This is a genomic window from Solibacillus ferritrahens, from assembly GCF_037027585.1.
Classification (GTDB): Bacteria; Bacillota; Bacilli; order Bacillales_A; family Planococcaceae; genus Solibacillus; species Solibacillus ferritrahens.
This window is the reverse complement of sequence record NZ_JAXCLE010000019.1, coordinates 20,663-34,504: the sequence shown is the minus strand read 5'-3', so window position 1 is coordinate 34,504 and position 13,842 is coordinate 20,663. Positions and strand designations below refer to the sequence as shown.

Genomic DNA, 13,842 nt, shown 5'->3' with positions numbered 1-13,842 from the left:
CGAATATACAAAGCAGGTGAGGGCATTTAACTATTTCCCAAGCAATAATTTTTTTTGCTCCTCTAATAAAGGGACACCTTTCCCCGTATTATGATTCAATTGTACAAGCGTTCCGCGCCCTGTATAGCATACTTCATCTTTTTCATTTTTCACCATATAATGCAAATCCAACGATGATGTACCAATTGATGCCGTTTTTACGAAGATTGTCAATTCCTCGTCAAAAAATACTTCCTTCAAATAGTCGCATTGTATATCTGCAACGACAAACATATTTTGACCCTCTGTTTCGCCTGTGAAATTAAATCCCATTGCTTTAAAATATTCAATTCTCGCATACTCAAAATAGGCAAATACCTTCGTATTATTTACATGGCCAAACATGTCGGTTTCGGAAAAACGAATACGTACTTTTGTTGAAAAAGAAAATCCTGACACCCATTCTTTCACGTCTTGAATATATGTAGCTCGCATAAAAAAATCCCCCTTTTTAAATAAATCATCATCCCCTGATAATGAATATTCATTCATTATAGCATAATGTGTAATTTTGAATAAATACGAGATAACGGTTATAGGGAATTTTTCTTACAAGAGTTACTGTTTAGCAGATAGTTTTATATAAAAAAAAGACCCCCACCAAAGCGGGAGTCTTTTAAATCTATTCTATTAGTCAACCATATGGTCTGAACCAAAGAAGTTCTTGAACATTTGAACTGTTGTCGCACGGTTAAGTGCAGCGATAGATGTTGTTAAAGGAATCCCTTTTGGACAAGCAGCTACACAGTTTTGAGAGTTACCACAGTTTGCAAGACCACCGTCGCCCATAATTGCTGCTAAACGCTCGTCTTTATTCATTGCACCAGTTGGGTGAGTGTTGAATAAACGAACTTGTGATAATGGTGCTGGACCCATGAATGAAGCTTTTTCAGACACGTTTGGACATGCTTCCATACAAACACCACAAGTCATACATTTAGATAGCTCATAAGCCCATTGACGTTTACGTTCTGGCATACGTGGACCTTCACCTAAATCATAAGTACCATCGATTGGCACCCATGCTTTAACTTTCTTAAGTGCATTGAACATGCGCTCACGATCTACTTGTAAGTCACGTACAACCGGGAAAGTTTTCATTGGCTCTAGGCGAATTGGTTGAGTTAATTTATCTACTAATGCTGAACAAGATTGTTGTGGACGCCCGTTAATAACCATTGAACATGCACCACAAACTTCTTCTAAACAGTTCATATCCCAAGTTACCGGTGTCGTTTTTTGACCGTCAGCAGTAACAGGGTATTTTTGAATATGCATTAGCGCAGAGATAACGTTCATACCTGGACGGTAAGGAACTTCAAACTTCTCAACACGTGTAGCACCGTTCTCACTATCTTGACGAACGATTTCTAACTTAACTGTTCTTTCAGTACTTACTGTTTCCATTGTTTAGTTCCCCTTTCTACGCTGAGTAGTCGCGTTTACGTGGTGGAATTAACGAAACGTCTACTTCTGCATAAGAAATAATTGGCTCGCCCGTTGCAGGGTCGAACTTCGCCATAGTTGTTTTTAAGAAGTTTTCATCATCACGTTCTGGGAATTCAGGCTTATAGTGAGCACCACGAGATTCGTTACGTAATAATGCACCCTTAGTCATAACTTTAGCTAAATATAGCATGTTCTTTAACTGACGAGTGAAGTGGGCACCTTGATTCGACCATTTTTGAGTGTCGTTAATGTTGATGTTTTCCCAACGCTCTTGTAACTCAGTTAATTTCGCATAAGTTTCTTCTAATTTTGAATTAACACGTACAACAGTCATGTTGTCAGTCATCCACTCACCTAACTCTTTATGAAGTAAGTAAGCGTTTTCTGTACCATCCATATTTAAGATAGCTTCCCATTTTTCTGTTTCTTCTTGTACGCGACGAGAGTAAATCTCTTCTGGTAAGTCTTCTGCATGCTTTTGAAGTCCTTTAATGTACTTCACAGCATTTGGTCCAGCAACCATACCACCGTAAATTGCTGATAATAGTGAGTTAGCACCTAAACGGTTTGCACCATGTTGTGAGTAATCACATTCACCCGCAGCAAATAAGCCAGGGATTTCAGTCATTTGATCATAGTCAACCCATAATCCACCCATTGAGTAGTGAACTGCAGGGAAGATTTTCATCGGTAATTTACGTGGGTCATCCCCTACGAATTTCTCGTAGATTTCAATGATACCACCTAATTTAATATCTAATTCATGTGGATCTTTGTGGGATAGGTCTAAGTATACCATGTTTTCGCCATTAATACCGAGTTTTTGATTTACACACACATCAAAAATCTCACGTGTAGCGATATCACGTGGTACTAAGTTACCGTAAGCAGGATATTTTTCTTCTAAGAAGTACCATGGCTTACCGTCTTTATAAGTCCATATACGTCCACCTTCACCACGAGCAGATTCTGACATTAGACGGTTTTTGTCGTCTCCAGGAATCGCTGTTGGGTGAATTTGGATCATTTCACCATTTGAATATGTTGCACCTTGTTGATAAACAATTGATGCTGCAGAACCTGTGTTAATTACAGAGTTCGTTGTTTTACCGAAGATAATACCAGGTCCACCAGTTGCCATAATAACAGCATCACCGCGGAATGAACGGATTTCTTCAGATTTTAAATCTTGTGCTACGATACCTCGGCAAACGCCTTCATCATCAAGAACAGCACCCAAGAATTCCCAGTGCTCATATTTTGTAACTAAACCAGCAACTTCTTGTGCACGAACTTGCTCATCTAGTGCGTATAATAATTGTTGACCTGTTGTAGCACCTGAGAATGCTGTACGGTGCATTAACGTACCTCCGAAACGACGGAAGTCAAGTAAACCTTCTGGTGTACGGTTGAACATTACACCCATACGGTCCATTAAGTGGATAATTCCAGGGGCTGCATCACACATACCCTTAACTGGTGGTTGGTTCGCTAAGAAATCTCCACCGTATACTGTATCATCAAGGTGGATCCATGGAGAATCCCCTTCACCTTTTGTATTTACTGCTCCGTTAATTCCGCCTTGTGCACATACAGAGTGTGAACGTTTTACGGGAACTAACGAGAATAATTCAACTGCAGTACCAACTTCAGCTGCTTTAATCGTAGCCATTAAGCCTGCTAAACCGCCACCAACGACGATTACTTTACTCTTTGCCATGATTATTTCTCACTCCTCATTAATTGCTAATTACTTTTACTCATAATTCATTCGAACTGCCTTTATAACTGTGTATTAGTGATCAAGTTAAATTACGAATGAGATGATAGCTGCAACACCTACGATCGCCAATATTACGAAGAATAATAACGTAACATAAGTTGCGATCTGTTGAGATTTTTTAGACTGTGTAATACCCCAGCTTACTAAGAATGACCATAGGCCGTTAGCTAAGTGGAATGCTGCTGAAACGATACCGACAATATAGAATGCCAACATTAATGGATTGTCAACGATTTCCACCATCATATCGAAGTTAACTTCAGCACCAAACGCTTTTTGAATACGCGTTTGGAAAATGTGCCACGCAATGAAAATTACTAGGAAGATTCCTGTAAAACGTTGTAAAGCAAACATCCAGTTACGGAATGTGCTGAAACGACCCGTATTGTGTGTAGATGTAAATGCAATAAACACACCATAGAATCCGTGGAACATTAATGGAATATAGATAATAATCCATTCCATTGCTAACAATAACGAATGTGGAACTAATTCCATCATACCTGTTGCGTTATTGTAAACCTCTTCACCACCAACTGCAGTGAAGTTCAAAGTTAAGTGGAACACCAAGAACAACCCGACAGGAACTACACCTAATAACGAGTGTAAGCGGCGCCATAAAAATTCACGATCTTTCGACAAAACTGTTACCCCCCTTAGTACTTGAAATACACAATGTGCAACGCCTCAAAATTGTAAACGTTGTGTTATTGACTGCGCATTTCATCATGGTACAATATTATGACATGTCCATTGTACTCTCAACAGATACTAGCGTCAAGGTAACGAGGGATATTTTATAATCATTTTAAAGACGGATTTATGCTATTTAAAGTCCAGTTTTTTCTACTTATAACTATTTTCTTCCTGAAAGAATGAAAATTATAAGAAAATTTATGAAAGAGGTTTTTAATATGGAGGGGTACAAAATGAAAACGATTCCAAGTTTTGGATATGAAATCCTTCGCGATCATCTTCTACCATCGATTTTAGGTAAGCATGAGGAAGATGTTTTATATTGGGCAGGGAAAGAACTCGCACGTAAATTTCCGCTATTTGCCATGGATGAGCTTCCTTCATTTTTTGGGGAGGCCGGTTGGGGTCAGTTAATTTTAGATAAAGAAATAAAGGATGAACTTCATTACATACTTATGACAACCGAGGAAATGTCGATTAATATTGAGCAGCGCTGTTTTCGTTTAGAGGCTGGCTTTTTGGCCGAGCAAAAACAAAAGCAACTCGGTTACTTAACCGAATGCTATGTAGAAAAAATCGAAAAGAAGAATTACGTCAAATTCATTTTAAAGTGGGATTTAAAAGAGAAGATTTGAGCATAACTAAAAACTGTTGCTTTTTTTTAGAAAGCAACAGTTTTTAGTTCCTTTAATATCATAAATATAGCATTATCACTATTAATTAGCACCAAGAAAGCTCTAAATTTATCTTCTACCTTATTTTATGAAGCCGGAACTTCCTTCATTGCTATATTAAATTCCTCATGCAAAGCGTTTGCAGCATACACCATATCTTCTTGTGGAACAACGACTGACACTTTTATTTCAGATGTACTAACCATTTTAACCGGAATATGCTCACGTCCTAGACGCGCAAACATGCGTGCCGCAACTCCTGGATTCGAAGCCATCGCTGATCCAATAATCGATACTTTAGCCAAACCGACTTCAAAATCTGCAAAACTAAATCCTAGTGACAGTTTACTCGATTCTAATACACGTAAAGCTTCTGCAAACTCTACTTTAGATATTGTAAAGGAAATAGTAGGCTTTATCCCATCAATTACTGCCTGCACAATAATATCAACATTGATATCATTTTCTGCTAAAACACTAAATACTTCGGCTAATGACGCTGTTTCATATGAATCATATCCAATTGTTAAACGAATAATATCAGATTCGTATGCCACCCCGCGCACAAGTAAATTCTTTTCCATGTCTACATCCCCTTTTATTAATGTACCTTCTACATCCTCTTTAGCTGAGCGTACAACGATTGGCATATTGTATTTTTTTGCAAGCTCAACCGCACGAGGATGCAAAATTTTAGTACCTAAATTTGAAAACTCCAACATTTCATCATATGAAATCTCAGAAAGTTTTGTAGCACTTTCAACACGCTGAGGATCTGCCGTATAAATACCCTCCACCGATGAATAAATATCGACACGCTCCGCATTTAAAGCAACCGCTAATGCAACAGCGGAAGTTTCAGATCCACCTTTCCCTAATGTCGAAATGTTATCGGTCTCTGTTATTCCTTGAAAACCTGATACAACAACGATTTCTCCTAATTCAAAATGCTTTTCAATACGTTTATTATCTACAAAATCAATCCGGGCATTACCATATTTTTCATTCGTTTGAATACCTGCCTGCCAACCGACAAGTGAAACTGCTTTCCCACCATGCTCTTGAATCGCTATTGCAAGAAGGGCACTAGTCAACTGCGCTCCTGTAGCGATTAATGCATCCATATCACGCTTCGACGGTTCATGCGTAATTTCCGCTGCAAATTGGCGTAAATTTTGACGAATGGGTGTCATCGAAGAAACGACAACGACTAAGTTTATGCCGCGACCTTGCTCTTTTATCACCTTTTTTGCAACCTGTACTATTTTTTCTGTTGTTGCCAACATAGGTCCACCAAACTTTACTACGACTGTTTGCAATCTCTTCCACTCCTTATTTTTGCGCATAAAAAAAAACGACTTTCCATATGTTCATGGAAAGTCGCCGTCAATACAAATAAAAGTTTATATGCTTTTCAGGATAGCTCTCCAGAACATAAAGTTCTGACAATCTTACATTTCTTAAATGTAAAACCAGCAAAACACGTGAACAATACGCATTTCACTTCGGCAGAATTCCCTTTCAATTGCTGTCGCTGGAATTGTTCTTCCTCGAGCAATTTACTCTTTAATACTGCACCTCTATCATTAGTAACTATTGAATTACCATTTATAGTAACATAACCTTATTATTTATTCAATGATGCTTCGTGAAAATGGCGATAAATCACTTCTGCTAATTTTGCAGGGACACCGGCTTCTTGCAATTGCAGCTCAGTTGCTTCACGAATTTTCTTCACCGATCCGAAATGCTTCATAAGTTGTTGTTTACGTTTAGGTCCTACCCCTGCAATGCCATCAAGTACGGATGTAATTGCATTCGTCTGATGTTGTTGACGCAAAAATGTAATGGCAAACCGGTGTACTTCATCTTGTATACGCTGCAATAAGTAAAATCCATCACTTGTCCGTTTTAAAGGTACAACTTCCGGTGGAGCACCAAACAACAGCTGTGATGTATTATGCTTATCATCTTTTGCAAGACCTGCTATTGGGATCATTAATCCTAACTCATCTTCAATTACTTCTCTTGCGACCTCCATTTGTCCCTTTCCCCCATCAATTAGGATTAAGTCCGGTAGTGGTAAATTCTCCCGCAATACTCGTGTATAACGACGACGAATGACCTCTTGCATCGCGCCATAATCATCATGTTTTGCGGCTTCCCGCGTTTTATATTTCCGGTATTCTTTTTTTGCAGGCTTCCCGTCAACAAAAACAACCATTGCAGAAACAGGATCCGCACCGTGCATATGACTATTATCAAAAGCTTCTATACGGAGTGGCAATGGAATTTGCATAGCTTCGGCAAGTGCTTCACAAGCTCCTACTGTTCGTTCTTCCTGCCGCTCAATTAACTGGAATTTCCCATGTATTGCAATATTGGCATTTTTCATCGCTAGATCGACCAGCTCTTTTTTTGTTCCGCGCTTTGGGGTTTGTACCTTTACATTTAAAAGCTTTTGCAAAATCGTTCCATCAATTGTCTTTGGTACGAAAATCTCTTTTGGTAGTAAATGATGTGGCTGCTCGTAAAAACGTCCGACAAATGTTAAAAATTCTTCTTCCGCCTCGTTATAAATAGGGAAAATGGAAACATCACGTTCAATTAATTTTCCTTGCCGTACAAAAAATACTTGTACACACATCCAGCCTTTTTCGACCGCATAGCCAAATACATCTCGATTGCTCAAATCATCCGATACTATTTTTTGCTTTTGCATAACCTGCTCGATATGTGCAATTAAATCCCGGAATTCCTTGGCCCGTTCAAATTCAAGCTTTTCGGCGGCATCCAGCATTTTTTGCTGAAGGTCATTTTGAATCTCTTCGACACCACCGTTTAGAAACTTTGAAATTTCACCAATCATTTCATCATATACTTGTTTTTCAATGTCTTTTACACAGGGGGCTAAACATTGCCCTAAATGATAATACAGGCATACTTGATTTGGCAGATGTGTACATTTACGAAGTGGATATAAACGATCGAGCAATTTCCGCGTTTCATTGGCAGCATACGCATTTGGATAAGGTCCAAAATATTTTGCCTTATCCTTTTTTACTTTCCTAGTTGTTATTATTCGAGGGTAACGTTCATTCGTTATTTTTATATAAGGATATGTTTTATCATCTGTTAACTTCACATTATATTTCGGATCATGTAATTTTATTAAATTCAGCTCTAGTATAAGTGCTTCAAGATCACTTGAAGTTACAATATATTCAAAGTCCTCTATTTCACTGACTAATCTCGCTGTTTTACCATCATGGCTGCCTGTAAAATACGAACGCACTCGGTTTTTTAATACTTTCGCCTTGCCGACATATATTATTGTGCCTTGACGGTCTTTCATAATATAGCAGCCGGACTCATTCGGTAATATTTCTAGCTTTGCTTTAATATTTGCATTCATATTCTCACCCATTTGGATATGTCATTCACTTTATTTTAACTTATAGTCCTATAAGAAAAAAGCCGTACACCTTATTAGGCATACGGCTTTACAATTTAATTATTTGTTATCGTTAATAAAGTCGATTAAAGCTTCTTTTGGCATGAAGCCAGCAGTTTTTGCTTTTAATTCACCATCAACAAATAATAATAATGATGGGATTGACATAATTTGATAATCTGCAGCAGTGCCTTGGTTGTTATCTACATCCACTTTTACGATTTTTACATCGTTACCGATTTCTGCATCTAATTCTTCAAGAACTGGAGCAATCATTTTACATGGTCCGCACCATGCAGCCCAAAAGTCTACTAAAACTGTGCCGTTTGAAATTTCCTGTGGGAAAGTTTGATCTGTACCGTGTACAATTGCCATAATAAAATAGCCTCCTTCAATAACATATGGTTGTAGTATAGCATGTTTTGCCATTTAAAAAGTAGTAAAATGCTCGGGAATATGAACGCAGGATATTTCACCGTCTTTTTTCATGTTTTTCCCATTTATTTCGGACATAAAAAGCTTCCCTCAAAAGAGGGAAGCTTACTTATTATGCGTTTACTTTAAGCGCTTTAAATTCTTCGATTAACATTGGTACTACTTCAAATAAATCGCCTACAATACCATAGTCCGCTACTTTGAAAATGTTTGCTTCCGGATCTTTGTTAATGGCAACGATTACTTTCGAATTCGACATACCAGCCATATGTTGGATAGCACCAGAAATACCAGCTGCAATATAAAGGTCAGGTGTTACTACTTTACCTGTTTGACCAATTTGTAATGAGTAATCACAATATTCTGCGTCACATGCACCACGAGAAGCACCAACTGCACCGCCTAGTAAATTGGCAAGTTCTTTTAATGGCTCAAATCCTTCTTCGGATTTTACCCCACGACCACCTGCTACTACTACTTTTGCTTCTGAAAGGTCAACACCTTCTGTTGATTTACGAACAACTTCTTTAATGATAGTACGTAAATTTGTAATATCAACTGATACAGACGATACTTCACCAGTACGAGAACCGTCTTTTTCTAAAGGTGCGATATTATTCGGACGGATTGTCGCGAAGATTACGCCGTCTTTAATTTTTACTTTCTCAAATGCTTTACCAGAATAGATTGGACGGATGAATACTGTATCATCGCCAGAACCTTCGATATCTGTTACATCCGAAACTAAACCGGATTGTAAGCGAGAGGCAATTTTTGGAGATAAGTCTTTGCCTAAAGATGTATGACCGAAGACAATTGCTTCTGGGCTTTCTTGTTCAACGACCGCTAAAATAGCTTGGCTGTAGCCGTCAGATGTATAATTTTTCAAGTGTGGATGCTCGACTGTAATTACGCGGCTTGCGCCATAGGCAACTAACTCTTGAGCTAAATCATTTACTGAATCCCCTACTAATAATCCTACTACTTCTCCACCGTCAGCGATTTTTGAACCTGCTGCGATTGCTTCAAATGTAACGTTACGTAAGCTCCCTTCTCGAACCTCACCTAACACTAAAACTTTTTTCGTCATAAAATATCCCTCCATTACCATCTTCGTAAAAATTTTCGTATCTCAAGTTGATATTCTATTAAATTACTTTCGCTTCACTATGAAGTAAGTTTACTAATTCTTTTACCTGCGCTGAAAGATCCCCTTCTAATACACGACCAGCTGCTTTTTGTGGCGGCAAGTAAATTTCAACTGTTTCTACTTTTACTTCAACATCGTCTTCATCGATATCTAAATCATCTAACTCAAGCTCTTCAAGCGGCTTTTTCTTCGCTTTCATAATACCTGGTAAAGATGGGTAACGTGGCTCATTTAACCCTTGTTGAGCTGTTACTAATAATGGTAAAGATGTTTCTAATACTTCAGAGTCCCCTTCAATATCGCGAACAATTTTTACATTCGTTCCATCGATTTCAAGGCTTGTAACTGTTGTTACGTAATTAATTCCGAGTAAATCTGCAAGACGAGGACCTACTTGCCCTGAACCACCATCAATTGCTACGTTTCCAGCTAAAATTAAATCTGCTTCTTTATCTTTTAAATATTCTGATAGAATATAAGCTGAAGAATATTGGTCCAGCTCATCTAAATCATCTTCTGTATTAATTAATACCGCTTCGTCAGCACCCATTGCTAAAGCTGTTCGCAATTGCTTTTCTGCATCTTCGCCACCGATTGTCACAACTGTTACTTTACCGCCTAATGCGTCACGCTTTTGAATTGCTTCTTCAATTGCATACTCATCATATGGGTTGATGATGAACTCAGCACCATCTTCTTGAATTTTACCGCCTGATACGACGATTTTTTCTTCTGTGTCAAAAGTACGTTTTACTAATACAAAAATATTCATAATCTAGACCTCCTAAAAGCTTTTTAATTTAATCCCGTAAAAACGGGGCGGATACATTTATTTACTTTCCTGTAAATACTGGTTCACGTTTTTCAATAAAAGCATGGATGCCTTCTTTTGCATCTTCTGATACGAATACATCCCCAAAGCTATTAGCTTCTGCATTTACACCATCATAGTAGGAAGATGGTTTTGAATAATTAAGCATTTGAATCGCTGCCTTTAAGGCAATTGGCGATTTCTTTGCAATTTTCTTCGCAATTTTTAAAGTTTCTGTCAGAAGCTCTTCATCAGAGAAAGCACGGTTTGCTAAGCCCCATTCTACAGCTTCTTTTCCAGAAATCGGATCGCTGGTGAACATCATTTCGGCTGCTTTAGCCATACCTACATAGCGAGGTAAACGCTGTGTTCCAGCAAAACCAGGTATTAGTCCAAGCGATAATTCAGGAAGTCCAAGTTTTGCGGATTCTGTTACGAAACGCATATGACATCCCATCGCAAGTTCTAACCCTCCCCCCAATGCTGCACCGTGAATGGCGGCAATTACTGGTTTACTGAATGTTTCAACGCGTTCAAAAACGTCTTGTCCTTTTTTCGCCAATCCTGTAAATTCTTCACCAGTCTGTACGTTTGTAAATTCTTTAATATCAGCACCTGCAGAGAAGAATCGTCCATCACCATGGATGACAATGACACGTACAGTTTCATCATTTTCAACAGCATCTAATAGTGCATTAACATCTTGAATTAAGCCTTGTGAAAGTGCATTGGCTGGTGGTCTTGAAATAGTAGCAATAGCTACACCTTCTTCTACTTTCCAACTTAGAAACTCCATTTCTCTACATCCCCTTTAAGCTTTTAATGCATTTAACAATAATTGCTGTATTTTTGGAGCCTGTTCCAATAAGTTGTAACGATTGTCATTCATTACCCAAGTCGTTGTAATTTCATCGATTGTACCAAATACCATTTGTCTCGCAATACGAACATCCATCGCTTGATTAAATTCACCGTTAAGCATACCTTCAATTAAAATTTGATCAAGTAAAATTAAGTATTCTTTTAGAATAGCATTAATTTTCAGTCTAATTTCTTTATTCGATTGCCTTAATTCAAGTTGAGTTACAGTTGCCAGATGCCGATCGCTTGATAAAACGTGTAAATGATTATCAATCATCTTACATAACTTATCAGAAGCACTATCCCCACTTTTTATTATAGCCTGTAAATTGTCTACGAATATACCCATTTTTTCCTGAAATACAGAAATTAAAATATCTTCTTTATTTTTAAAATATAAATAGATCGTACCATCAGCTACCCCAGCCTGTTTTGCAATCTTTGAAACTTGAGCTTGATGATAGCCGTTTTCTGCGATTGCTATGACTGCAGCATCTACTATTTGCATGTATTTGGGTTTATTTCGTTTCAAGCTGATCACCACCAAAAAAATATGAAAACATGAATGACCATTCATTCATATTTTCATATTATAATTTGTTCTTCAATCTGTCAATAGTTTGCTCTACAATTAATTATTTTGCTTCCTGCTGTGGCATTTTCTGTTTTTCTTCATCGATAAGAGTACGGCGCAAAATTTTACCTACTGCTGTTTTTGGCAGCTCAGCACGGAATTCATAAAAACGTGGTACTTTATAGGCAGCTAAATTTTTCCGGCAAAATTCATTTAGCTCTTTATCTGTAACAGACTTACCTTCTTTTAAGACAATATAGGCTTTAACTGTTTCACCGCGATATGGGTCAGGTATACCTGCTACAACACATTCCTGAATTGCTTCGTGCTCATAAAGAACTTCTTCCACTTCACGCGGATAAATATTGAAACCACCAGCAATAATCATATCTTTTTTACGATCTACAACATAGAAATAACCTTTATCATCCATATACCCTAAATCGCCTGTTAAGAACCAGCCATCAGCAAAAGTCATCGCAGTTTCTTCCGGGCGATTCCAGTAGCCCTTCATTACTTGAGGTCCTTTAACAGCAATCTCACCAATTTCACCTACCGGCAGGATTTCTGTTTCACCAGAGCGTAAGATTACAGAATCTGTATTTGGCCACGGTAAACCGATTGAACCATTTATACGATTTTCCCAAATTGGATTGGCATGTGTAACCGGAGAAGTTTCAGTTAAACCGTATCCTTCTACTAAACGTCCGCCTGTCAATGCTTCAAATTTCTCCTGTACTTCCAAAGGTAATGGTGCCGAACCGCTTAAACAAGCTTTTATCGATGATAAATCATACTTTGCTAAATCAGGATGATTCAATAAACCAATATACATCGTTGGTGCACCCGGGAATAATGTAGGCTTTTGCTTATCGATTGTTTTTAAAGCCTGTTCAGCATCAAACTTCGGTAATAATATCATCTTACCTTGCTGCATTACCGATAAAATGATCACCGTCGTCATACCATAGACATGGAAGAAAGGCAGGATTCCTAAAATTGACTCTTCACCTTTTTTACATTTGTACATCCATGCATCACACATCATCGTATTGGCAATAAGGTTTTTGTGTGTTAGCATAACGCCTTTTGGATACCCTGTTGTTCCACCTGTATATTGCAATAAAGCCAAGTCATTTTCAAAATCAAAATCAAGCTCGATTTTATCCATTTTGGCCATTTTCATGACTTCTGTGAATAAATGATTAGTGCCACTATGTTCCACTTTTACGCTAAACCCATATTGCTTCTTTTGAATAAATGGATATATTAGGTTTTTGGGGAACGGTAAGTAATCTTTAATTCCTGTAACAATGACATTTTCGATACTCGTTTCGTTCATAATCTTCATTACACGAGGATAAAGAATATCCATTACTAAAATAACTTTTGCACCCGAATCTGCCATTTGATACTGCAACTCTCGCTCCGTATAAAGGGGATTTGTCTGAACAACGATTCCACCTGCGTACATCGTACCATAATAAGCAATTACAGCCTGCGGGCAATTCGGTAACATGATTGCTACTCGATCACCTTTCTCCACCCCTAGAGAACGTAAATAATTAGCAAACTTCATTGCAGATTCATATAATTCTTTATACGTCAGTTCGCGCCCCATAAAGTGTATAGCAACTTTGTTAGGTAAAGACTCATATGCCTGCGTCAAAAATTGATGTACCGGAAATTCAGGCAGTTCCAATACATGTGGTACTTCTTGCGGATAGCTCGAAAACCAAACTTTTTCTGTCATAAAACTTCTCCCCTTTGCTAAAGCTTTACTTGTTTTTATTATTATAAGTAAAAAAGGAAATTCTTTCAAACTATTTTCATAGATTTATACATTTTATTCTCGTTTATACGTTTATTTTCTCGTTATTTACTTTTGATTTTATAGTATTATCGTAGCAAATTGA

The 13,842-nt window shown here is 37.8% G+C and carries 13 protein-coding genes and 1 riboswitch; of the genes, 1 reads left to right on the top strand and 12 read right to left on the bottom strand.

The genetic code is table 11. The features are described 5' to 3' along the window. Window positions 1-30: 30 nt before the first annotated feature. The 4 genes from SNE38_RS15885 to SNE38_RS15870 all read right to left on the bottom strand — a co-directional run bounded on the left by SNE38_RS15885 (window position 31) and on the right by SNE38_RS15870 (window position 3,913). Window positions 31-474 carry an acyl-CoA thioesterase gene (locus SNE38_RS15885; RefSeq protein ID WP_191702818.1) on the bottom strand — a complete coding sequence of 148 codons (444 nt, stop codon included), beginning with the start codon at window positions 472-474 and terminating at the stop codon, window positions 31-33. 195 nt (window positions 475-669) lie between these two features. Beyond that, a complete protein-coding gene (gene sdhB / locus SNE38_RS15880) occupies window positions 670-1,446 on the bottom strand; it encodes a succinate dehydrogenase iron-sulfur subunit (protein ID WP_191702819.1) in 777 nt (258 codons plus the stop codon). A gap of 16 nt (window positions 1,447-1,462) precedes the next feature. Continuing rightward, a complete protein-coding gene (gene sdhA / locus SNE38_RS15875; RefSeq protein ID WP_336046868.1) occupies window positions 1,463-3,208 on the bottom strand; it encodes a succinate dehydrogenase flavoprotein subunit in 1,746 nt (581 codons plus the stop codon). Window positions 3,209-3,295: 87 nt separating this feature from the next. Further along, a complete protein-coding gene (locus tag SNE38_RS15870) occupies window positions 3,296-3,913 on the bottom strand; it encodes a succinate dehydrogenase cytochrome b558 subunit (RefSeq protein ID WP_191702821.1) in 618 nt (205 codons plus the stop codon). A 272-nt stretch (window positions 3,914-4,185) separates the two neighbouring features. Between SNE38_RS15870 and SNE38_RS15865 the strand changes: the two genes are divergently transcribed. Next, the gene (locus SNE38_RS15865) at window positions 4,186-4,602 is read left to right on the top strand and encodes a YslB family protein (protein ID WP_191702822.1); all 417 of its coding nucleotides are present in this window, start codon (window positions 4,186-4,188) and stop codon (window positions 4,600-4,602) included. A gap of 125 nt (window positions 4,603-4,727) precedes the next feature. On the opposite strand, the gene SNE38_RS15860 is transcribed toward SNE38_RS15865, so the two are convergent. The 8 genes from SNE38_RS15860 to SNE38_RS15825 all read right to left on the bottom strand — a co-directional run bounded on the left by SNE38_RS15860 (window position 4,728) and on the right by SNE38_RS15825 (window position 13,679). Then, window positions 4,728-5,960 carry an aspartate kinase gene (locus SNE38_RS15860; protein ID WP_191702823.1) on the bottom strand — a complete coding sequence of 411 codons (1,233 nt, stop codon included), beginning with the start codon at window positions 5,958-5,960 and terminating at the stop codon, window positions 4,728-4,730. Between the two features lie 93 nt (window positions 5,961-6,053). Beyond that, window positions 6,054-6,232: riboswitch (Lysine riboswitch) on the bottom strand. A 36-nt stretch (window positions 6,233-6,268) separates the two neighbouring features. Continuing rightward, window positions 6,269-8,056 carry an excinuclease ABC subunit UvrC gene (uvrC, locus tag SNE38_RS15855; protein ID WP_191702824.1) on the bottom strand — a complete coding sequence of 596 codons (1,788 nt, stop codon included), beginning with the start codon at window positions 8,054-8,056 and terminating at the stop codon, window positions 6,269-6,271. 99 nt (window positions 8,057-8,155) lie between these two features. Then, window positions 8,156-8,470, bottom strand: coding sequence for a thioredoxin (trxA, locus tag SNE38_RS15850; protein WP_191702825.1), 315 nt, complete (start codon window positions 8,468-8,470; stop codon window positions 8,156-8,158). Between the two features lie 172 nt (window positions 8,471-8,642). After that, a complete protein-coding gene (locus SNE38_RS15845) occupies window positions 8,643-9,620 on the bottom strand; it encodes an electron transfer flavoprotein subunit alpha/FixB family protein (protein ID WP_191702826.1) in 978 nt (325 codons plus the stop codon). A gap of 58 nt (window positions 9,621-9,678) precedes the next feature. Further along, window positions 9,679-10,452: an electron transfer flavoprotein subunit beta/FixA family protein gene (locus SNE38_RS15840; RefSeq protein ID WP_191702827.1), complete on the bottom strand. Its 774-nt coding sequence runs from the start codon at window positions 10,450-10,452 to the stop codon at window positions 9,679-9,681. Between the two features lie 61 nt (window positions 10,453-10,513). Continuing rightward, the gene (locus tag SNE38_RS15835) at window positions 10,514-11,287 is read right to left on the bottom strand and encodes an enoyl-CoA hydratase (RefSeq protein ID WP_191702828.1); all 774 of its coding nucleotides are present in this window, start codon (window positions 11,285-11,287) and stop codon (window positions 10,514-10,516) included. 15 nt (window positions 11,288-11,302) lie between these two features. After that, window positions 11,303-11,884 carry a TetR/AcrR family transcriptional regulator gene (locus tag SNE38_RS15830; protein WP_191702829.1) on the bottom strand — a complete coding sequence of 194 codons (582 nt, stop codon included), beginning with the start codon at window positions 11,882-11,884 and terminating at the stop codon, window positions 11,303-11,305. 103 nt (window positions 11,885-11,987) lie between these two features. Then, complete coding sequence (locus SNE38_RS15825) at window positions 11,988-13,679, bottom strand: long-chain-fatty-acid--CoA ligase (protein WP_336046867.1); 1,692 nt, start codon at window positions 13,677-13,679, stop codon at window positions 11,988-11,990. Window positions 13,680-13,842: the final 163 nt, after the last annotated feature.